This is a genomic window from Wolbachia endosymbiont of Armadillidium arcangelii, assembly GCF_040207875.1.
GTDB lineage: Bacteria > Pseudomonadota > Alphaproteobacteria > Rickettsiales > Anaplasmataceae > Wolbachia.
Genome location: NZ_CP157942.1, coordinates 958,545 through 981,104, shown reverse-complemented (window position 1 = coordinate 981,104; position 22,560 = coordinate 958,545). Strand labels below are relative to the sequence as shown.

General features: G+C 34.0%; 20 protein-coding genes and 3 pseudogenes. 17 read left to right on the top strand and 6 right to left on the bottom strand.

Features of this window, described 5'->3' with window-relative positions; translation table 11 throughout:
* Positions 1–45: 45 nt before the first annotated feature.
* The 14 genes from ABLO99_RS04900 (at position 46) to ABLO99_RS04835 (ending at position 9,225) form a co-directional block, all read left to right on the top strand.
* On the top strand, positions 46–1,050 hold the full coding sequence (locus tag ABLO99_RS04900) for a major capsid protein (protein WP_349966984.1): 1,005 nt from the start codon (positions 46–48) through the stop codon (positions 1,048–1,050).
* Entirely contained in the window at positions 1,050–1,361 is a 312-nt protein-coding gene (locus tag ABLO99_RS04895; RefSeq protein ID WP_264377060.1) for a hypothetical protein, read from the top strand. Before ABLO99_RS04900 ends, ABLO99_RS04895 begins: the two co-directional genes overlap by 1 nt.
* Before the next feature lie 19 nt (positions 1,362–1,380).
* Positions 1,381–1,857 carry a phage tail protein gene (locus ABLO99_RS04890; protein ID WP_410543682.1) on the top strand — a complete coding sequence of 159 codons (477 nt, stop codon included), beginning with the start codon at positions 1,381–1,383 and terminating at the stop codon, positions 1,855–1,857.
* Entirely contained in the window at positions 1,857–2,333 is a 477-nt protein-coding gene (locus tag ABLO99_RS04885; RefSeq protein ID WP_349968476.1) for a hypothetical protein, read from the top strand. Before ABLO99_RS04890 ends, ABLO99_RS04885 begins: the two co-directional genes overlap by 1 nt.
* Positions 2,320–2,784, top strand: a complete 465-nt coding sequence (locus ABLO99_RS04880) for a phage baseplate assembly protein V (protein ID WP_349966981.1) — start codon at positions 2,320–2,322, stop codon at positions 2,782–2,784. Before ABLO99_RS04885 ends, ABLO99_RS04880 begins: the two co-directional genes overlap by 14 nt.
* 1 nt (position 2,785) lies before the next feature.
* A complete protein-coding gene (locus ABLO99_RS04875) occupies positions 2,786–3,040 on the top strand; it encodes a PAAR domain-containing protein (RefSeq protein ID WP_349966980.1) in 255 nt (84 codons plus the stop codon).
* A gap of 23 nt (positions 3,041–3,063) precedes the next feature.
* Complete coding sequence (locus tag ABLO99_RS04870; protein ID WP_349966978.1) at positions 3,064–3,399, top strand: GPW/gp25 family protein; 336 nt, start codon at positions 3,064–3,066, stop codon at positions 3,397–3,399.
* 2 nt (positions 3,400–3,401) lie between these two features.
* Positions 3,402–4,178: a baseplate J/gp47 family protein gene (locus ABLO99_RS04865; RefSeq protein WP_349966977.1), complete on the top strand. Its 777-nt coding sequence runs from the start codon at positions 3,402–3,404 to the stop codon at positions 4,176–4,178.
* Positions 4,178–5,332, top strand: coding sequence for a phage tail protein (locus tag ABLO99_RS04860; RefSeq protein ID WP_349966975.1), 1,155 nt, complete (start codon positions 4,178–4,180; stop codon positions 5,330–5,332). Before ABLO99_RS04865 ends, ABLO99_RS04860 begins: the two co-directional genes overlap by 1 nt.
* A gap of 159 nt (positions 5,333–5,491) precedes the next feature.
* On the top strand, positions 5,492–6,187 hold the full coding sequence (locus tag ABLO99_RS04855) for an ankyrin repeat domain-containing protein (protein WP_349966974.1): 696 nt from the start codon (positions 5,492–5,494) through the stop codon (positions 6,185–6,187).
* A gap of 25 nt (positions 6,188–6,212) precedes the next feature.
* Positions 6,213–6,656 (top strand): ankyrin repeat domain-containing protein, encoded by a 444-nt coding sequence (locus ABLO99_RS04850; protein ID WP_349966972.1) that lies wholly within the window; start codon positions 6,213–6,215, stop codon positions 6,654–6,656.
* Between the two features lie 4 nt (positions 6,657–6,660).
* Positions 6,661–7,092 (top strand): DUF2924 domain-containing protein, encoded by a 432-nt coding sequence (locus ABLO99_RS04845; RefSeq protein WP_349966970.1) that lies wholly within the window; start codon positions 6,661–6,663, stop codon positions 7,090–7,092.
* Positions 7,093–7,102: 10 nt separating this feature from the next.
* Positions 7,103–8,587, top strand: coding sequence for a recombinase family protein (locus ABLO99_RS04840; protein ID WP_349968474.1), 1,485 nt, complete (start codon positions 7,103–7,105; stop codon positions 8,585–8,587).
* A 239-nt stretch (positions 8,588–8,826) separates the two neighbouring features.
* Complete coding sequence (locus ABLO99_RS04835; RefSeq protein WP_349966968.1) at positions 8,827–9,225, top strand: hypothetical protein; 399 nt, start codon at positions 8,827–8,829, stop codon at positions 9,223–9,225.
* A 70-nt stretch (positions 9,226–9,295) separates the two neighbouring features.
* On the opposite strand, the gene ABLO99_RS04830 is transcribed toward ABLO99_RS04835, so the two are convergent.
* Positions 9,296–11,635: a hypothetical protein gene (locus tag ABLO99_RS04830; RefSeq protein WP_349966966.1), complete on the bottom strand. Its 2,340-nt coding sequence runs from the start codon at positions 11,633–11,635 to the stop codon at positions 9,296–9,298.
* 733 nt (positions 11,636–12,368) lie between these two features.
* Between ABLO99_RS04830 and ABLO99_RS04825 the strand changes: the two genes are divergently transcribed.
* Positions 12,369–13,955 (top strand): ankyrin repeat domain-containing protein, encoded by a 1,587-nt coding sequence (locus ABLO99_RS04825; RefSeq protein ID WP_349966964.1) that lies wholly within the window; start codon positions 12,369–12,371, stop codon positions 13,953–13,955.
* Between the two features lie 560 nt (positions 13,956–14,515).
* Positions 14,516–15,287, top strand: a pseudogene (locus ABLO99_RS04820) (transposase).
* Positions 15,288–15,302: 15 nt separating this feature from the next.
* Here the strand turns inward: ABLO99_RS04820 and ABLO99_RS04815 are convergent.
* Together ABLO99_RS04815 and ABLO99_RS04810 are read right to left on the bottom strand one after the other, a co-directional pair.
* A complete protein-coding gene (locus ABLO99_RS04815; protein WP_153295501.1) occupies positions 15,303–15,455 on the bottom strand; it encodes a hypothetical protein in 153 nt (50 codons plus the stop codon).
* 12 nt (positions 15,456–15,467) lie between these two features.
* Positions 15,468–15,863 (bottom strand): transposase, encoded by a 396-nt coding sequence (locus ABLO99_RS04810; protein ID WP_238580381.1) that lies wholly within the window; start codon positions 15,861–15,863, stop codon positions 15,468–15,470.
* 243 nt (positions 15,864–16,106) lie between these two features.
* On the opposite strand from ABLO99_RS04810, the gene ABLO99_RS04805 reads away from it, so the two are divergent.
* The gene (locus ABLO99_RS04805; protein WP_349966962.1) at positions 16,107–20,609 is read left to right on the top strand and encodes an ankyrin repeat domain-containing protein; all 4,503 of its coding nucleotides are present in this window, start codon (positions 16,107–16,109) and stop codon (positions 20,607–20,609) included.
* 10 nt (positions 20,610–20,619) lie between these two features.
* Here the strand turns inward: ABLO99_RS04805 and ABLO99_RS04800 are convergent.
* From ABLO99_RS04800 to ABLO99_RS04790, 3 genes and pseudogenes are all read right to left on the bottom strand, one after another.
* Positions 20,620–20,769, bottom strand: a pseudogene (locus tag ABLO99_RS04800) (transposase); the annotation flags it as partial.
* A 2-nt stretch (positions 20,770–20,771) separates the two neighbouring features.
* Positions 20,772–21,303: pseudogene (locus tag ABLO99_RS04795) on the bottom strand (pyrimidine dimer DNA glycosylase/endonuclease V).
* 12 nt (positions 21,304–21,315) lie between these two features.
* Positions 21,316–22,236 (bottom strand): Rpn family recombination-promoting nuclease/putative transposase, encoded by a 921-nt coding sequence (locus ABLO99_RS04790; protein WP_047759108.1) that lies wholly within the window; start codon positions 22,234–22,236, stop codon positions 21,316–21,318.
* Positions 22,237–22,560: the final 324 nt, after the last annotated feature.

Here is a 22,560-nt window from a genome sequence, read left to right as displayed (position 1 = left end):
ACTTCAACTCAACTTAAATTAATAGGGAAAACAAGGGGAAAAAACATGCAAAATCCATTTACAAATCCAGCATTTAGTATGACAGCATTAACAAATGCAATGAACATATTGCCGATAAATTATGGACGTACAGAAAATTTAAATTTATTTCCAAGTAGGTCGGTAAGATTTCGTCATATTACAATAGAAGAACACCACGGAGTTCTCAGTTTATTACCAACACAATCCCCAGGAGCACCAGCAACAGTAGGAAAACGCGGCAAAAGAAAGGTAAGAACATTTACGATTCCGCACATTCCGCATGATGATGTAGTGCTGCCAGGGGAAGTACAAGGAATAAGGGCATTTGGATCAGAGAGTGAACTTAAAGCGCTGGCAGATGTAATAACTGATCATTTGCAGCTAATGAGAAACAAGCATGCAATAACATTAGAGCATTTGCGAATGGGAGCGCTGAAGGGAATAATTTTAGATGCTGATGGGTCAGAATTATTAAATCTGTACAACGAATTTGAAATTACACCAAAAGTAGTAAATTTTGCCCCTGGAACAGCAACAACAGATGTAAAGCGTAAGTGTATGGAGGTATTGCGACATATTGAAGACAACTTAAGTGGCGAATATATGACCGGAATTCATGCCTTGGTAAGCCCTGAGTTTTTTGATGCACTAACTTCTCATGCAAAAGTAAAAGAAGCATATGAAAGATGGCAAGAAGGAGCAGCGCTAAGGAATGATATGAGGTCAGGATTTGCGTTCTGTGGTATAATGTTTGAGGAATATAGAGGACAAGCAACTGATCCTGAAGGAACCGCGAGAAGGTTTATAGAAAGAGATACAGGGCACTGTTTTCCAGTAGGAACAGCAAGTACATTTACAACATATTTTGCACCAGCAGACTTTAATGAGACAGTAAATACTCTTGGACAGCCACTATATGCAAAACAAGAGCCAAGGAGATTTGATAGAGGAACTGATTTACATACGCAGTCGAATCCATTGCCAATGTGCCATCGTCCGGCAGTTTTGGTAAAAATTAGTTCTAGTTGATGAATATAGGAAAATTATTGGAAGATTGTTTTGAGCATTTAGGAGTGGAAGCCATATATTGTAATAAAAATAAGGAGAGTATTCGTAAAATAAAAGTGCTAATAAAACGTCCTGAGACTACGTACTCTCTAGGTGCAGATGGAGCATTAACTCAGCAAATTGCCTCAATAGAGATACGCAGTAAGGACGTTACTTCCTTTAGCATAGGTGATTATATCAAGATTGAAAAAAGATTCTATAAGATTTTTGAACCACCGTTAAAAGATTCTTCGGGTGAAGTATGGAAAATTGAGGCAATAGAAAGTGTTTAATATTAAAGTTAGTAACAATATTAATGAAATAATCTCCAATATTGACAGAAAAGAGCAGAAAGTAAAACTGGCAGCTATAAAAGCACTAAATAGAACAGCACTATGGTTAAAAGCGCAAGCAGCTAAGGAAATCAGTGAGGAAAAGAAAAGTTTGATAAGAAAGAGATTAAGAATTTTTAAAGCAAAAACAAGCAGATTAGAAGTGTTAATTAGAGCAAATCTCTATGACATTAGAGCATCGGCAATTGGAAAAACACAAAAAACAAGAAGAGGATCAAAAGTAGGAAAGCATGAGTTTATAGGAGGATTTGCAGCAGTTATGCAAAAAGGAAATAGCGGTATGTTTAAACGTGAAGGAAGAGCAGCATTGCCAATAAAGGAAGTTAAGTTGCCACTCGAACCTGAGGCTTCAAGAATAATAGGGAATCTTGTTAATTATGAAGTTGAGAAAGTCTTTACAAAATTTTTTAAACGTGAATTGAGCTGCAGAGTATGATGAATTGGAAGGATTTGCATAATGCAATTTGTACTACATTAAAGAAAGAAATATCAGCAATTCAAACTTGTGAAATTTATCCATCGATAAGAAAAGAATTATTAGCGCCAGCGGTGTTTATAGAATTATCAAGTCTAGAGCAAGGAAAAGATCCAGGAACAGAGGAGCTGGCGCTAAGAGCAAAATTTGAAGCACGAATTGTGATTGATAGCACAATAGAAAATGCACCTATTATTGTCAGATCATTAGCAGCAGAAGTAGCAAGAGTAGTAAATAAAAATACTTGGAACGTGAAAAATGTTTCACCAGGAGAATTTATATCAGGAGGAGGAGATGATTTTAGGCCGGAGTTAGATGCGTATTTGGTGTGGATGGTTGATTGGAGTCATCAGCTTCATTTAGGTAAATCGACATGGACAGAAAATAAGATTAAGCCACATACCATAAACGTAGGGAATATAAATGTTGGATCATAATTTTGCAATTTCAGAGCTAGGTAGAAAATTAGCGAATATCATTCGTATAGGAGTTGTAAAAGAAATAGATTATGAAAAAGCAAAAGTAAGAGTGAAAATAGGAGAATTTTTAACAGATTATCTGCCATGGATAACTTCTAGAGCAGGAGAGGAAAGAAGCTGGCTACCACCAAGCATAAATGAACAGGTAGTAATATTGTCACCATTGGGAGAATTATCTTTAGGAGTAGTACTTCTTGGAATATATCAACAAAAGTACTCTGCTCCAGAAAATAAAAAAGAGGTGAGTAGCTTAACATTTCAAGATGGAACAAAGTTGTCATACGATAAAGATAAACATCATTTAGAGATTGAAGTAGTAGATAAAATAACACTGAAAGCTGGAGAATCGAGTATAGAAATGACAAAAAGTGGAATAAAACTGAAAGGAAGTAGAATAGATTTAAATTGACATGAGAAGAGCTATAGTTTGTACAGGTGATAATTGTACTGGAGTACCTATTCATGTTTGCGTAAGCGGGAGTAAAGATGTGCGTATTAATGGTAGATCTGTCTGTCGTAGAAGTGATACCTTAACTATGGGAGAGACACTAGCACAAGGATCAAACAGCGTATTTGTAAATGGTATTGGTGTAGCGAGAACAGGTGATGTGGCGTCCTGTAGTTTTCAAGTAGTAAGTAAAAATCAAAGTGTGTTTTCAAAATAAAAAAAAATTAAAGTAGTCGAAAAATGAGAGGAATGGACGCTAAAACAGGAAAAGAATTAGAAGGAATAGAACATCTAAAACAATCAATAATTGATATACTGACCACTCCTATTAACAGTAGAATAATGAGGAGAGATTATGGGTCAAGACTATTTGAATTAGTAGATAAGCCAATAAATAGAGATTTAACTTTGGAAATCTATGCAGCAACAGCAGAAGCACTGGAAAAATGGGAAAAGAGATTTAAGTTAGAAAAAGTAAAAGTTGAAGGAGTAAAAGAAGGGAGAGTAACATTGAATTTAGAAGGTGTCTATCTTTCAGAAGGTAAGTTCATAAATATTAATGGAGTAGTTGTTTAAAAATGCAGCAGCCTGAATCACTGAACTTTGAAGAGATTTTTGCTCGGATGAAGGAAGAGTTAGTGAAGCGTGATGCAAGCTTTACAGGATTGGTAGAAAGTGATCCAGCAATGAAGGTATTAGAAGTAGCAGCATGGCGAGAACTTTTGCTTAGAGAAAGAATAAATGAAGCAGTAAAGAGTAACTTACTTAAATTTGCGACAGGAGAAGATCTTGATAATTTGGCTGAGTTTTATGGAGTGGAAAGACAAAAAGAAGAAGAGGATGAAAGATTTAGAAAGAGGGTAAAAGCAAAAATAGCAGGTTGGTCAACAGGAGGAAGTAAGGAATATTATAAATATCATGCACTGTCAGCAGATAGTAGAGTAAAAGATGCACTAGTAGAATCACCTATACCAGGAAAAGTACAAATTTCAATCTTATCAACACAAACTGGCATAGCATTAGAAGAGCTACTGGAAATTGTAAAAAAGCAGGTTACTAGAGATGATATAAGGGTTTTAACAGATACAGTAACAATAATTGGCTGCAATATTATGGAAATAGATATCCACAGCAGAATGAGCATAAGTCCTGTAATATCAGAGGAAGAAATCAAGAAGCAGTTTATTAAGAAGTTTGAAGCAAATAGAAGGCTGGGATGGAATGTTACAAGATCATGGATAATAGCGAATCTATTTGTAGATGGTGTAGAAAACGTAGAATTAATCGAGCCAAAAGAGGACGTTGTAGTACTAGGAAATGAGTGCGCTGCATTAAGAAAGTTAAAGGTTGAGTAATGTTATTGCCACCAAATGCAACAAAGCAGGAAAGAGCGCTGGTAGATGTGATAGATTATAAAGTAGATCCAAACTGTATCAGAGGATTTAAGTTTAGTCTTAAAGAAGAAACATTGCCGTGGATAATAGAAGAATATGGTTTAGAAGAGATACTGCGTTGGGTAAAAGATAGAAGAAAAGCCGTAGTAGAAGGAGTAAAATTTCAAAGACTGCGAGGAACACCTAAATCACTTAAAATAGCACTCAAGTGGGCAAATATAGAAGACATTACAATCATCGAAGAACCACCCGGTAAACACTTTTTTGAGTTGCAAGTAGGGATAAAAGAGGTACCAAATGACTTCTTCGTAGATGCAGTAGTAGAGCTGGCAAAACTATCACTGCCTGTAAGATCCAGATTGATGAGGATTTTTAACGATTATTATAATGCGCAGAGATTTATATTGGATGAGAGTTTATTTGGAGATCTTCTTTCTGATTATTCAGGGGTAAAAATAGAAAAAGATGGACCAGTGTTATCATTTGGAAGAGTAAATTTTTTCAGGTCTAGTGGTCCAGTTATTAGGATTATAGAAAACTATCTACGCGATCATTATGAACGAGCTTTAAGCAATGATATATATCGCCTAGATGTAGCAATCCTTGGAGAAACCGAGCCTCACATAAAGGATTACAAAGGCATCTATGAAAGAGATCATTTGTGGTACAACTTAAAAGCACTATATCCATTACCACAGAGTTTATTACCAGCAATAAAGTTTGCGAAAGCGCAAGTTATATTATCGGACAGTTGGAACTTAGGAGAAACAAATGCGTGCTTTCCGGTTGGTAGCATAGAAGAAGAAGGAAATAAATTTGTATTGGGAAACGATAAACTTTCAGGGCAACATTGGAGTTTAAAACACAAGCCAATTTTAGAAAGGTTTAGCGTTACTCACAACTATAAAGTAGAAAATTATACAGATCAGAAGGTCAGAAAATATGTTTTAGCAGAACACAACGTTTACTATAAAAATGATTTAGAGCAAAAAGACTCAATACACGAATTAGAAAAGCACATTTTAGTATTTTACCCGGGAGTACTGAAGTGGCATGAACATCGACATTTGCACAGAAGTTGGAAAGATAGTCGAATAATATCTCTAATAAGTTAAGTACTTATATTTAGATACTCATATATTATATTAATAATAGGTAAAAGTGTATGAAATAAAAAGAAAAAGGCTTGCTTTTTCATGCTAAAAAGGACATGACTTGAATAGCAGCAGGTAAATATAAGAAATTTGTCTGGCGCTAGGTTTGTGAGGTATGAAATGAGTTTTAGCAAGAGTAAGTTTTTTAAAGAAGTATCAAGTAACGATATTAATAAAAGAAATGAAGAAGGAGAGACGATCTTGCATCAAGCAGTAGAAATCTCTGATTACAAAACAGTGAGATTATTAATAAAAAAAGGAGCAGAGGTTAATGCAAGAGACAAAAATGGTTATACACCTCTGCACTGTGCAGTATTCGCAAAAAGTTTAGAAAATGTAAAAGTGCTGCTAAGAGAAGGAGCAGAAGTAAACGCCACTCAATATGTCAGTGGATGTACGCCACTCCACTCTGCGTGCAAAATAGGAGGAGTTGAAATAATAAAAGAGCTAGTGAAGGCCGGAGCTGAAGTTAATCAACTGAATAAATATGGTGCAACACCAATGTATTACATCTGGGAAAGTGAAAAGTATCGTCTATGTGATAGCAAAGAAAGTGAAAAGGCAAGTAAATTTTTAAGAGAAAAAGGTGGAGTAACAAAAAGTAGAGAACTGACGTGCTATGGAATAGAGAGGCTAGTGGGAGAAATAGCAGACATGTTGAATGGGAGTTATTTACCAGAGTTAAAAATAATAGAGATAGAAGAAATAAGGAAGAGAGACAAATCGCTAATAAAGAAAGAATGTCAAAATTTAGCAAGCAAGATAATCAGCCAAGTGAATGAAATGATAGATGAGGTGGTGAGAAGGAAGGCTTAGGTTTAAAGAAAAGGTGAGGTAGATTATGAGTAAAAAAGAAAAAGAGGAGTCACTATTAGAGAACTCGTTTAAAAATATTTATGAAAGAGACAGAACAGCTCTGCATTATGCAGTAGACGCAAAAACAGTGAGGGTATTAGTTGAAAAAGGAGCGAATGTGAATGCAGCAGATGTAGAAGGACACACAGCACTGCACCTAGCGGTAACGGAGAAACGTCTAGAAATCGTGAGGGAATTGATAAAATCAGGAGGGAATGTAAATGCTGAGGAATATGGAAATAAATGCACACCGCTGCACCTTGCATGTATGGTAGGTGAAAAAGAAATAGTGGAGGAGCTAGTGAAAGCTGGAGGAGAAATAGAGCAAGCGGATAAATTTGGAATGACAGCGATGGATTATAGTAAAGAAGTAACCGAGGTATTAAAGAAAGAAACAGACAGAATTGAAAAGTTATTTATGAAGGGCTAAAAATATGGAGAAAGAAACAGAAAAGAAAGTAATGAATTTAGAGAGAAAACCTTTGGATGAACTGAGAAAAATATGGAAGAAGGTATTTGGGGAAGAAGCGCCTAGATACTCAAAGAAATATCTGATACCGAGATTAGCTTATAGAATGCAGGAAAAAGCGTATGGAGAAATGTCAAGAAAAGGAGCAAAAAGACTAGAGTATCTGGCAGATCGGCTAGAGAAGGGAAAAAGAATAAGTAGCGATAAATTACCAATAGAAGGGACAGAATTAATATTAGAGAGAGGTGAAGAGACGCATGCAGTAATGGTAACAGATAAGGGTTTAATCTATAAAGAAGAGTTTTATACGTCATTGTCAGCAGTAGCAGGGAGAATAATGGGAATGAGCTACAACGGACCTTTATTATTTGGGATGCGTGATAAAAGTGAAAATTGAAGAGAATAAAATGCTAAAAGAAGTAAGGTGTGCGATATATACGAGAAAATCAAATGAGGATGGGCTAGAACAAAAGTTTAACAGTCTTGATGCACAGCGAGTAGCATGTGAGAAATATATAAAGAGCAAAGAAGGCTGGGTGATATTGGCAAAAAGGCACGATGATGGAGGATATTCAGGAAAAAATTTAGAAAGACCAGCGATAAAGGAGTTGTTTGAAGATGTAAAAAAAGGAGAAGTAGATTGTGTAGTAGTATATACACTAGATAGGTTATCAAGAGAAACAAAAGACAGCATAGAAGTAACGTCATTTTTTAGAAGGCATAGAGTAAATTTTGTAGCAGTAACGCAGATATTTGACAATAATACGCCAATGGGAAAGTTCGTACAAACGGTATTATCAGGAGCAGCACAACTAGAAAGAGAGATGATAGTAGAGAGAGTAAAAAATAAAATAGCAACATCAAAAGAGCAAGGATTGTGGATGGGAGGAACTTTACCGCTGGGATATGATGTGAAAGATAAAGAGTTAATAATAAATGAAAAAGAAGCGAAAATAGTAGGGCACATATTTGAAAGATATGTGGAGCTAAAATCAATGGCAGAATTGGCAAGGGAGCTAAATAGTCAAGGTTACAGAACGAAAGCAGATATCTTTAAAAAAGCGACGGTGAGAAGAATAATAACAAATCCAATATATATGGGAAAAATCAGACATTATGAGAAGCAATATGAAGGGAAGCATGAGGCAATAATAGAACAAGAAAAATGGCAAAAAGCGCAAGAATTAATAAAGAATCAGCCATATAGAAAAGCAAAATATGAGGAAGCGCTACTAAAGGGGATAATAAAGTGCAAGAGCTGTGATGTAAATATGACGCTGACATACTCAAAAAAAGAGAATAAAAGGTACCGATATTATATATGTAATAACCATTTAAGAGGAAAAAATTGTGAATCAATAAATCGAACAATAGTAGCAGGAGAAGTAGAAAAAGAAGTAATGAAGAAAGCAGAGCAGCTATATGAAAAATGGGGAGAAAAAGCAGAAGAATGGAAAAATTTAAGTTTTGGAAAGCAAAAAGAAGTAGTGAAAAAGTTAATAAAGGGAGTAATGGTAAGAGAAGATGGAATAGAGGTGCATTCTGAATCAGAGGAAAAATTTATACCAACAAAGAAGAAGGGAAATAAATGCACAGTAGTAGAGCCAGAAGGTAAAACAAATAATGTACTACTTAAAGCAGTGGTAAGAGCTCATTTGTGGAAACGGCAACTAGAAGAAGGAAAATATAGAAGTGTGAAGGAGCTAAGTGCCAAAATTAGTATAGGTACAAGACGTATACAGCAAATCTTGAGGTTGAACTATTTAGCACCAAAAATTAAAGAGGACATAGTAAATGGGAGGCAACCAAGAGATTTGAGGCTAGCTGACTTGAGGGAAATACCGATGTTGTGGAGCGAGCAATTAGAGAAGTTTTATGGATTAGTGTTGTAACGTTTATAAATAATGCTCACAGAAACTTATACTCAAATATGTAAGGATATTAACATAAAATAGCGAAGATCTTGATACATATTAACAAATAGTTAAAAGCAGGAAAATCTTCCCAGTAAGGAATGACAGGTTACTTGCGAGTTTAGTCCAAAACTTTAGTTAATAAATTAACTTATATTGACTTATATAAAAGTATTAGTTATACTATTAGTAATTTATTAATAAAAGAGGCTAACATTATGACAGACTTTATAGATTTTTTCAATAATGATTCAGAATTTGTTGATGATAACTCTTATTATGAAGTACACAAATATAATAAAGATGGTCAGCATATTAAAGATGATTTTTACTTATACTCGCTGGCGCTTCACCCGTGTGGAAATGAAGATGAAAATTTATCATTTTTTCATAAAGATCATGAGAGAGAATCTCTTATGTGGCTAGACAAAGAGTATTTGCAAATATCAGAGGGTAGCTGGAGAAGCGGAAGCTATTATAGTGATCTTTTGAATTCTGACTATGTGGTAAATGATGTAACTTTGGATAAAAACATAGTAGAATTTAATGTAACTCCAACTGTAGAGAGCTACTCACAAGAGGTAAATAAAATTGTAATCTCGAAAATCGGCGCTTGAAGAAAGGTAATTTATAACCCTTGACCTTGCCTAAAAAATCTGTTATCTTAACACCGAGGTACTTAAACTCCTATCCACGCTGCACTGAGCGACTTGAGTTCATACTAGCACCCTGGTTTTCTGCATAGCCTTCTCTACAGGAATTTGACGAAGAGTTCACTATATCGCCATACTCTAAATCTTTTACTGCTTCCAAGACTCCCTCTTCAATTTTTTTAGATGAGCTAACTCTTTCAGAAGACTGACAAAATTTTCTAGATCGTTCAAAAGACCCTTGTTTTATGGCTTCATTAACTAATAATCCACCAAGGAAGCAATTTTCCCCTATTTTTTCGTTACAGCTTTTCAATTTCCCTAACTTTTCTTGATCTCTTACTTTTACCCCTATGAAATTTTCATCCTCCTCATCAAGATATAATTCAACTTCTAACTCCCCCAAGCTGGTGTAGAAAGTTAACACTATACCGTCACTACCTGTAATGTCAGTGTAATTTCTGTTTTCCCCTTTAATGTCAATTCTTACTATACTTCCTCCTATTTTTAACGTGCAGACTTTTAATTCTAGAGGTTCTACCTCCAATTCATTTGTAATTTTTACAGTCTCAACAATACTACCTTGTGGATACTTTATATAAGAATATATATTATCTATGTTTATTTCTAACTCATCTTGAATTTGTTTGTTTTTGTTCACAATGCTTTCACGCGCAGCTTCTTCTAGCCGGCTTCTAATTTCTTTACATTCACCAGAAAGATAGTCATCAAACTTTGTTTTATGGTCAAATATAAGTTGCGTAGTTGCTTGTTGTCCCTCGTCTTCTTTGTAGTTCACAACAAATCCCATAGTCACATGTGACATTCTATCGTTGTAGAAAAGACATCGCTTCACTTTCCCGCCTTTCAATAGTACATCTTCAGCAATATTTTGTATAATGTTTATATTGTATATATCTGTTGCTAGATCTTCACTACAATAAATAAATCTACCAGAGGTTACTTCTGTAACATCGTCAAGAACATCTTGTATTTTCTCAAATACTAAGTTCGCTACAGTTGTTCTATTGTCATCACAATATGAGTTTAATTTTATTCCCCTTTTTATATACTCACTTACTACACCTTCAATATCTTCTAGAGCACTCTTTGACCAAGCTTTTATAGATTCTTCATACTTTTGTATACTCTCTTTTGTAATTTTCTCATACTCTTGTTTATTTTTCTCCGCTATATCATTCATCTTCTGAAGAAATTCGTCATTTAACAAACTCTCTTCATCAGTCAATGGTATTTCTTCTTCTACTAAAGATGAATCTCCTTCTAAAAAAGGAAGAGAGTTATCTAAATCATAGCTTGAGTTCGAGTCTTCCTTTGAGTTAAAATTGCTTGGATTGGTATCAGTATTACTCGCGTGTAAGCCGTCACTAACTGGAATAACATTTGGCCGTGAATCCCAATCTGTTATTTGTTTTGCACACGCCCCACTTTGTTTATTTTTTACTTCACTACTCATAGCATACACCTCAGGGGAGTAAGTATAGAAATGAGATAGTGCGTGTCCTTGCTCATCTCTTGAATTAATTGGAAAAGGATATTTATCAGGATCATTCAGCAGAAGCTTTATTCTCTCTCCGCAATGATTTTGTTGCGCAAGATCAAAAAACAACCTTTTTACACTGTTTTCATCTAGTTTGCCAACATTATTGTTAGATTTTGCTCTTGCTTGAGACCATAATGCTTTCAGCTTTTTACAAAAATCTATAGAGCTGTCTTGATTATCTATACTAAGTTTATCTATGAATTCCCAGTATTTTTCAGATTCAGCTAAAGCTTTTGCTCCTTCATCACTAATATTGTTATAAGCCAAATCAAGTGCAGTAAGTTTTGTAAGATTAACTAAAGCTTTTGCTCCTTCATCACCAATATTGTTATAAGCCAAATCAAGTACAGTAAGTTTTGTAAGATTAGCTAAAGCTTTTGCTCCTTTAGCACCAATACTGTTCTGACTCAAATCAAGCTTAGTAAGTTTTGTAAGATTAGCTAAAGCTTTTGTTCCTTCATTACCAATGTTGTTATGAAACAAATCAAGTACAGTAAGTTTTGTAAGATTAGCTAAAGCTTTTGCTCCTTCATCACCAATATTGTTATAAGCCAAACCAAGTGCAGTAAGTTTTGTAAGATTAACTAAAGCTTTTGCTCCTTCATCACCAATGTTGTTATTATCCAAATTAAGTACAGTAAGGTTTGTAAGATTAGCTAAAGCTTTTGCTTCTTTGTCACCAATATTACAATTCTTGAGAGAAAGTTGTGTGATGTTTCTATTCTCTTGCAAAAAGCTTATCAATTCCTTGATATTTACTTTTTTATCATTCAAAAATAATCCGTTGCCTTCAATAAACTCGTTGAAATTCATTTTTACCTCACTAAATATTATTACATTACTATTTTAGCAAATATTTTTCAAGTAATATTGAAGTTTATGAAAAATACTGATTTCGTAGTGCCACAAAAAATTTATTTATGTACTTTTTTTAAAAAGCATAAAAATAGTACATATATTTGTGAGAACAACTTAAATAGAAGCAGAGTTGTGCAAATAAAAGTGTGAAATTTTTGCAACGAAGTTAGGCAAATTAGTTCATATCTAAATGTGGCTGAAGTAGGCTAATATAGCTGATTTTAGCGTATAGTAAAATTACTATATTAAAAAGTTCGAATGTATCACGTGGTAGACCAACACATTCCAAAACGAAAGATTCTCACCGCCCTTGATTTTGAACGCTGGAAATGGTTGTATTATTTAAATTTTTAGCAATATTTTCTGTTAAGTTAATATCAATCTGTTTTAAAAAAAGTTGTATTTTCTTGTATCTTAATTCTGTTTTTAATATGGTAAGTTAGGGGCATTAAGTACTCAATGGAGATTTACAATAGTTTTATGCTTTAAATAGAATAAAATTCCCCTGATTCATATTGTCCCTTTTGCAAAAAACATCCCTGACTTTTCCTCTGCCTTTTCTTGTCAAGGTCAATTATAAGAAAGGCTATAAGTTATCATGTGACGCTGTAATCCAGAAAATTTTATCCATAGCTTACGGATTATTAATAACTTTGCCATAGTAATATAATTTTACAGTAGGTGTGGAATGAGTGATTTAAACAGAGATGTAAATGCTAAATTACTTAGTGCTAGATTACTTTATCTTGTTAAATCTAATGAAGTTGATGAGGCAAAAGATCTAATAAACACAAGAGTAGATGTTAATATAAAAGCAGATGTTAATGTAAAAGATGACTATGAAATGGCTTCTTTACATTTGGCTACTAAAGAGTGCTATGTAAAGATGGCAGAGGTTCTATTAGGAGAAGATGGAATTGATGTTAATATACAAAATGCAGATGGATGGACTCCTTTACATTTTGCTGCTAAAAAAAATTGTAAAGAGATAGCAGAGGCTCTATTAGAAAAAGATGGAATTGATGTTAATATAAAAAATGCAAAAGGATTGACTCCTTTACATTTTGCTGCTGAAAGCAATAGTAAAGAGGTAGTAGAGGCTCTATTAGGAAAAGATGGAATTGATGTTAATATACAAAATACAGATGGATTGACTCCTTTACATTTTGCTGCTGCAGGCAATAGTAAAGAGGTAGTAGAGGCTCTATTAGGAAAAGATGGAATTGATGTTAATATACAAAATACAGATGGATTGACTCCTTTACATTTTGCTGCTGCAGGCAATAGTAAAGAGGTAGTAGAGGCTCTATTAGGAAAAGATGGAATTGATGTTAATATACAAAATACAGATGGATTGACTCCTTTACATTTTGCTGCTGCAGGCAATAGTAAAGAGGTAGTAGAGGCTCTATTAGGAAAAGATGGAATTGATGTTAATATAAAAAATGCAAAAAGATTGACTCCTTTACATTTTGCTGAGAATGAGGAAATAAAAACTCTATTAAAAAAAGCAGCAGAAAAAGCTGATGAAAGTTTAGTTCATGAGCCATCGATAGATAATGAAGGAGGTCTAGAGGAAGATGTTGGGCAAGAAGGTAATGTCCAGCCAGTTATACAAGAACAAGACCCAGAGGAAGAATCACAGAAGATCAGTGCAGAAGAAGGAAATGATGTTAATATAAAAAATGCAGATGGATGGACTCCTTTCGATTTAGTTGAGGATGAGGAAATAAAAACTCTATCAAAAAGAGCAGTAGAAAAAGCTGATGAAAGTTTAGTTCATGAGCCATCGACAGATAATGAAGGAGGTCTAGAGGAAGACGTTGGGCAAGAAGGTAATGTCCAGCCAGTTATACAAGAACAGGACCCAGAGGAAGAACCACAGGAGATCAGTGCAGAAGAAAGAAATGATGTAAAAATTGAAGCTGTGAAGCCTGATAATGGACGTTCTACTGATACAGCACCTACACAAAATGATGTTAGTCTACGAAGTGAATCATTAACAAGTGAAGAACAGTCGAGCTCTTTCTTTGGTAATTTGTTTAGTATACTTATGAAGCCTTTTTCTTTAATAGGATCATTTTTGGGTGGCTTTTTTTCGTGGTTGTTTGGATCTGATCAAACAACTGAGCCAGAACCATTGAGTAATTCAGGAGGAGATGAATTATCAACTAAACTTGATCAAACAACTATGCAAGAATCACTGAGTAACTCAGGAGGAGAGGGGCTAAAAAACTATCAAGAGGGTGACAAAAATTCCTTTGATATTATATAAAAGAGTATCTTAAAAAATTCTGCGAAAAGTTAGAGGTTGTCCATAAATTAGTAGAATTAAAGAAAATTCCTCTTTATCATAACCCTAGTCATAGGGAGTGTTAAATAAACCATAGGCGTCAAGTTAAGGAAAAGTGGCATAAGAAAGAAGAGAAGCGGTAAAAATTATTTTAGACATTAAACGATAAAATTAGTAATTTATAGACTCTTTAAAAAAAATTATCTTATTTTAGATCAAGATTTCTTAAAAAATAAATATAACAAATAAACCTTAAATGGTTGCTATATTGGGTGTATTCTCTTAACTTGATGCGTATGCTTTTTTGAACATTCCCATCTATGGCGCTTTAATTTTAATTATAGCCCTTCTTATAATAGTCCGAACGTGGGTAAAAACGTCTTTATAGCTATTGTAAGCCAGGAGGCCAGCAGTGTGTTATTATGATCTGTTCGGATTATTGTGAAAAGAGCTATAGCTTGCCGAGTAGCTGAATTAACGTATAGCTCTTCTCATAATAATTCAAACAAGTTAAGACATGGACTTATGGTAGTGGGATTTGTATGCCAGCAGAGTATAGTTACGACTTAAGGAAAAAAGCATTGGATGAAGGAGAAAGTAGAGCCCAAGAGATTTAAAATTGGAAAAACGACTCTATATGAGTGGCAGAAAAGGCATAAGGAAACGGGAGATTTTCAGTCAAAAAAGCCTGGAAGCGTAGATAAAATTACCGACTGGAATGTTTTTACCAAATTTGCAAAAAACCATGGTGGCAAAACTCAGTCAGAGATGCTGGGGCAATATCAGTCGACAAACGAGCACTTAAAAATATTGGATTTACAAGACCTGCAGATATAAAGAAAGAAATGAAGAAAAGCGAGCTCAATTTTCAAAGGTTATAGCAACAAAACGTCATGAAAATCTTGTATATATTGATGAATCTGGAATAGACAATACAGAACATACGGATATTGCAGAAAAGGAGAGAGGTTTCATTCACAAAATCAGGTAAAAAAACTCAGCGCGTCAGTATAGCTCTAAATAAAAAGAAAATCATTGCTCCATTGACCTTTACTGCAATAAGGATGTTTTTGAGGCTTGGTTTGAGCAGTTTTTAACTCCAATTTTAAGGTCTGGCCAAACTTTGATAACGCTACCTTCTATAAATCTAAAATAGATGATCTTGCTAAAGGAGTTGGTGCTGAACTTCCTCCATATTCTCCAGACTTTAACGAAATTAAGCATCAGTGGTTTGCTATAAAGAACAGAGCTAGAAAAAATATCCCTATTTTTAAGTCTTTCCGTCAAGCTGTTGTTTCTGCTTTTTTATTCTGACTATTATGAGAAGAGCTATACTTGTTTCTTTCTGATAGCTGAGCAAATTTTAGCTAGGCCGAATAATAGGGATAATATTCTGCATTCTTTATGCACACTTCTTATATCATAAGTTGCATCTTCTCGAATAGAACGAATGTTATACTTATCACTGATTTCCTTTAACATATCGCAGATCGATCAGAGCAACACCACTAGTATGCTTATTGCTTTCTTATCGTTTGTGTTTAAAACAACGTATAGCTTTCTGTAACCATTGTATTTTCTTTCTCGAATATTAAGTTTACTATGGCCACCGTTGTTATTGTAGATACTAACTCTCGTGCTATCTATGGCAATTTCAATACTTTTCCAATCACATTTGTTGATTCTATGATCATCAATTTTCAAGTTAAGCTTTTTGAATCTTCTAGAAGCTTGAGTATAGCTAATGACTTTGAAGTATTTTCCCATTTGCTTTATACAACCTTTTACAAAACCAACTGCTTGTCTCAAACCAATCCTAAAAAAATGAACCACTATGTGTATCAAAATCACAACCTTGTCACTATAAACATTCTGCCATTTTGGAACCATTTTCGTACCAATTTTCTATGGCTTCATTGACGAAATGAAAAATATTTTCCCTTTTTTCAAGGAATTTGTTACACTTGTTCTAGTTACTGACTTTTGTCCTTTGTGGCATGATTTTTCTTTAAGCAGTTAAATGGTTATGTTATAATAAATTTTGTTAGCAGCCACCGGATTTTTTTGATTGCTGTGCAACAAGGCCCTTTTCAGTAGCCTTAGAGAGAGTATTAGGAAAAGTTTGGAAATTTAATGATAAATTCTTTTAGATCCCATAGTAAGCAAATTCGTGAACCATTTAAAGATATTGGGAGTTTTCTCCCACATAAAAATAGTTACATATCTCCTGAAAAAGGCCGAGATAAGGAAAATTGTGCACCAAGTGTAAGTCCTAGTAAGTTTACTCATAAAACTTTGGAAGAAAAAAATTATGAAGAGCTATTGAAACAAGAAGATATTGCTCGTATTGCACGGCTTAAGTATGGATGGCATGGAGGCGGCAATATACTGTTTGAAGTAATTGGATCAGCAAGTCATTTAGAAAAGCAGATACAAGGCTATATTAAGTTGAAAGTTAAAAAGCCTGCTATTTTTATAATCAACAAAAATGCCAATCATTGGGTAACGCTAGTTATAAAAACAGAATTTACTGCTTATTATGCTGACTCTTTAGGTTATGATATTTTCTCCTTTCAAGAGAGTGCAGAGAATGTTGGATTTTTTAAGGATAGTAATTACAACAATCTTCAAGAGCTGTTAGAGTCAAAACTGAGTGGTATTCAAACTCAATCTTTTTGTATTGAGCAACAGAAAGATGGTTACAATTGTGGAATATATGCCTTAAAAAATGCAGAAATAATTATGGACAAGAATCATGAGTTAGAGAAAGTATTAAATTACGAGTTAAGTGAGCAGGAGTTAAAGGAAATAAGGATTGAGTTCTCGTGCTTGTTACAAAAAGAAAAATTTGCAGAGCAGAAACCTCGAATCAAAGAAGCTAACAATAATGATGATTATCAATCTAAACCAAAGCAGAAATATCAGCCAAAACCTTCTGTCAATAGTTCAGTATTTTATTGTAACGAATTTAATGAGCACGATTTAGGTGATAATGAAAACCCTTTAAGAAGAAAGTTCAATGCAATAGTTAAAGACTTAGAGGAAAACAACAGTACAAGCCAAGGAAATATAAAGTTAATAAAAGGTGATGGGAATATTGAATATTTTCGAGCTAAATTAAGTGATAGTGACAGATTATTATTTACGAGTACAAAGCATAATGATAAAGATGCTTTTGTTATTTTAGAAGTAATTCTGAGTCATGATTATCGTAAGTCTAAATTTTTAACAAATAAAGAAAAAATAAAAAACATAAAAATAATAAGTGAAGAAGGTTCTGATAGCGCAAATACAGTAGAAATTGGAGATGTTCCACAAGTTAGTTATCTTGGTAAATTTATTACTTTTAATGCAAAGCAGGAAGATATAGTTGAAAGGGTTGGAAAGTTTGAATTACCTTTAGTTATTAATGGAGCTGCTGGTAGCGGAAAGACATCAGTGGCTTTAGAAAGCCTTAAAAAGATGGAAGAGAAGTTCAAGGGAGGAAAAATTCTATATATTACCCAATCTGAATATCTTATAAAAGAGTCAAAAAAAATATTTGAATACGAATATTACGATGAAGATACTCGTGAGTTCAAGATTGATACTCCAAAGGAAATCGAGTTCTTATCTATTCATGAATTTTTTGAAAAGGTAGCAAAAAAAGATGTAGAAGGAAAGAAATCGATCAATAGAAATAAGTTTTTTTCATGGTTCAAGAAAATATGCGAGAAAGGTAAATTTAAAAAGTATAAAAAAGACGGAGATAAAATATTCGAAGAATTTACAGCTGTGATAGGTGGAGGAAGTTTATTAGGAGAAGATGGAAAAGATAGATATGCTAAATTAGGAAATAGACAATCTATATTTCCTATAGATAAAAGGAACAGTGTTTATGATTTTTTTGAAGAATATAGGAAATTTATAGAAGGAGATCAAAAGTATTATGATCCTAACCTTATTGCTCATAAGTGTACTGAAGCTAAAGAATACGATGCGGTTATTATAGATGAAGTGCAGGATTTGACTGAGAGCACATTGGATTTAATATTAAAAAGTTTAAAAGATGAAAGTAAGGGTAATTTTTTATTATGTGGTGATGTTAATCAAGTGATACATCCAAGTTTTTTTTCTCTGTCTAGGTTAAAGTCTTCTCTCAGTAATAAATATGAGAAGAATCAAAAGTTAAAACTTTGTAATCTTGAGAAGAACTATCGTAATAGTAAGCAAGTTATTGAATTAGCCAACCGTATACTACACTTTAAGAATTATTGTTTTGCTTCAGAAGATAAGATGACAGAAAAGGAAAAAGAGCTTTTTTTTATGGAGAGTGATAAAGAGAACGATGGTAATGTCGGCTTTGTTGCTAAGGATAAAGAGCAGGAAATGGCGGAAAAAGTATCTGGCTCTACAAATTGGGCTGTTTTAGTTCTGAATGATGAGAATAAAGAAGATGCTCGTAAATTATTTGATACTCCACTTGTGTTTAATATACATGAAGCCAAAGGCTTGGAGTTTAGGAATGTGATTCTTTGCGAGTTTACGTTCCATAAAGCTTATAATGAGATATGGAATATAGCATGTCCTGATAAAGATGAAGGGAAGATTAAAAATACTATTAAGGAAATCCGTGATTTGTACAATGCAAAGAATGCAAAGACTTCAAGAAATAAGAATAAGGAAGATAAATCTTTTGAGGAATATAAATTTTATATAAATGCTCTGTATGTCGGAATTACTCGCGCTATTGGTAGTGCCTATATTATGGATGATGAAAAAAAGTGTAATTTATTGAAAGTAATAAAACCGAAGAAAATGGTTAGTGTAGATATTAAGAAAGAAGAATCCACTCCTGAAGAATGGAGAGATATGGCACTAAAGTTAACAGATGAAGGAAATGTAGAGCAAGCTGAAAATATAGCAGTGAAATTGCAACTCAAGGAAGAAAAAAAATATGCTCAAGAGATCACAGATGCATTAAAAGCTAAAAAGTGCCGTATGGGAGAAGTAACAGATGCTGTAGTACAGTCTCCTTTAGACAATGATAAATCAAATTCAGAGTTAAAAATTGATATAAAAAGTAGCCAGAATAAGGCACTAGAGTTAATGGATGAAGGAAACAAAAAGCAAACTAAAAATATAGCGATAAAGGCTCAAGAAAAGCTTTCTTTAGACAAGAATGAATCAAGGCGAACAGGAGGGAACGTTTTAAAGAAAGACTGCCATAAGGCAAAGACTAGTTCTGACAAGGATATTAAGGGTCTTTTTGACGCTATTGAAAGAAATAACTTGAGACAGGTTAAGAATGCAATAAGTAAGGTGGGTAGTAAAGCTGAGGACTATGTTGATGTTCAGAATAATAAAGGTTTAACTCCTTTACATGTGGCAGCATTGAAAGGTTGCGATGATGTAGCTAAGTTTCTTCTGAATTTTAAAGCTAGGGTTGATGCTAGGGTTAGTGATGGTTTTACTCCTTTGCATTTGGCAGCACAAGAAGGTCGCGATGGTGTGGTTGAGCTTCTTCTGAATCATGGAGCTGATGTTGATGCTAAGAGTAATGATAGTACTATTCCTTTACAGATGGCAGCACAGAGAGGTCATAAGAATGTAGTTGAAATTCTTCTGAATCATGGAGCTGATGTTGATGCTAAGAGTAATGATAGTGCTACTCCTTTATTGATAGCAGCACAGGGAGGTCACGGTAGTATAGTTAAGCTTCTTCTGAAGCATGGAGCTGATGTTGATGCTAAGAGTAATGATAGTGCTACTCCTTTATTGGCAGCAGCACAGGGAGGTTACGGTAGTATAGTTAAGCTTCTTCTGAAGCATGGAGCTGGTGTTAATGCTAAGAGTAATGAAGGTCTTACTCCTTTATCTGTAGCAGCACAAGGCGGTTATGATGATATAGTTAAGCTTCTTCTGGATCACGAAGCTGATGTTAATGCTAAGAATATTCAAGGTTTAACTCCTTTACATGCGGCAGCATTGAAAAGTTGTGATAATGTAGCTAAACTTCTTCTGGATCATAAAGCTGATGTTAATGCTAGGGGTGATGATGATTTTACTCCTTTGCATTTGGCAGCACAGAGAGGTCACGGTAGTATAGTTAAGCTTCTTCTGAAGCATGGAGCTGATGTTAATGCTAAGAGTAGTCAAGATTTAACTCCTTTGTCGTTAACACTAAATGATTGTCCTGAGGTAGCTAACCTTCTGTTTGCTGACCCAAATATTAATGTTAGTTGTGTAAAGATTTTGTCTATTAAAAAGAAAGAAGACAAAGAAAAATTTCTCCAAAAATTATCTCAAGATAATGAGTTGTTTAATCTGATAAAACAAGCAGCAGAAATAGATGAAAATAAGCTAGATAAATTGCTTAAAAAGATAAAAGAGCTACTAGAATCAAAAACTGAGTACGGTTTCAAACCAAGCTTAAACTACTCTCTAGATGGTAAGGATGAAGATACGACTATTAAAATTGCTATTAAAGTTGGTGGAAAGGTATTGCAGCTCTTACATGATTATGCGGAGAAGAATATAGATACAGACACTGAAATATTTAAAAAACTAAAACATGCTAAAGAAAACTCTCAGTTTAAGAGAGATCTTTGTAATGTTTCTGTCTCTAATCATTCTACTTTAGCTCAAAGCTTCTAATTTGATAGTATTAACTTCTTAACTCTTTAATTTCATCTACCGAAAGGCCAGTGATTTCAGCAATAACATCAATAGAAACACCGGCCTTGAGTGAGTTTTTTGCAACTTCGATTTTCTCTGCTTTTCTGCCTTTTTCATGACCGATTTGGATGGCTTCTCTATTTATAGCTGTGGTATTGTGTAGCAGATTATCCAATCTGGTGCTTCTCTGCCATTTTCCCACTTAGCAAATCTCATCTTTTCCTTGAGATAATATCCCTTATAAGCTTCCACAGCGCTGCTACATTTATACTGATCCGGGCAGTGCTTGTATAAAAGCTTGCATATCAGTTGATTGAAAAATGAGTAAATCCTTATTACTATCACACCAATCTATTACTTCCTCTGATTTATGTTTTCTTTTGTATCGCCAGGTGTACTCTTTACATAATTCTTTTCCATATCCTATCAACCAATAAAAATTTCCTTTCGACTGTCTAGCCCATAGAGAGCAAGGATGGTTTTTGTGAGTAAGTTTATATGGAATTTCTATATTTTGGTCTGTAATGCTGACTAAAGGATTTGGCGCTTTTAATGCTATTGAAAAAACACTGCTAAGTAATTGAGCAGTTTCTAATGGCATTTTCACTATATGCTTATCGCATAACATTTGTGCTGCAATTATAGGATTTTCGTCTAATACAAAGATATTCATCCAGAGATAGAATTAACCTAGGCCTTTAACTTCATTAACCGTAAGACCAGTAGTTTGAGCTATGACATCAATAGAAACCCCTGCTTTAAGTAGATTCTTTGCAACTGCTATTTTAGCTTGCTTTTCACCCTCTGCTCTACCTTTTTCATGGCCGATTTGGATGCCTTCTTGTCTACCTTCTTGTCTACCTTCATGTTTAGCATCATCGAGTTTTTGTTCCAAAATAGCCTTCTCTTTCTGTACACTCAATATTCTTTCCTCATATGCGATCAAATCTTTTTCATTCCAGCGAAACCTGTCTAATTCATCATATGCTAACTTTATTATCGGAGCTTCTGCTGCTATCTTTTTCAAATCTTCTTCAGTTGTTTCTTCTGCGTATTTAAAAAAGAAACACCATCTCTCTGTAGTATTCTCTAATTGCTCTACCTTATTTTTTGTAAATTTAGGCAACTCAATAAAGACAAATTGTAGATCTTTTAAGTAATGACCATTGGTTTTGATATCGCGTATATTATGAGTAGAAATATAGTCAACTTCTTCAGGCAGAAGGTTACAATTGGAAATAGCAATAAAGAAGACTTTCTGAAGATCAATGTAATTACCAGATTTATCTAATTGCCGTGAGTAAGCCTTAGCAGCATAAAGTTGAGCACGTTTTTCAAAGCCTTTATCACGAGCGAGCTGCATTTCGATGACAAATCTATTACCAATAGAGTCCTTGCAAAGAACATCAACAATGCTTTGCTTGTCAGAGGCAATTTCAGGGTCCATAATAGTGCTGAGGAATTCAATTTCTATTATTTGATCAGAAGTAGAAAAGTCCAAGATATTGTTCAGGAAGCAAATGAGGATATTTTTATTCTTTTCAGAGCCAAATATTTTCTTAAAGCTAAGGTCGTTTTTTGGATCAAGAAATTTAGAAAAAGCCATGACGAATTAACCTAGAAAGCATTAATAATTATACACAATTCTGTAGAGATATTCAACGTTTTTGTGTTTAGTCTATTAAAGTTAGCAAAATTTCAAGAATTGGCAAAAAACTACCTTCATAGATAACCCTAGAATGCTACTACGTACCTTAGACGCCTTTTGTAGATCTTTTCTATCAATTCTTCTATAAGGCACATTAAAAGGCCAACAACATGATTTAGCAGCCTCAAAGATACCTATTTAAAGTGTGAACTTCTCGTTTTAGCTTGTCACAGCATAGGCATTTAATATACTAGTTTTCAACAAAGGTCTAGCAAAATTTCT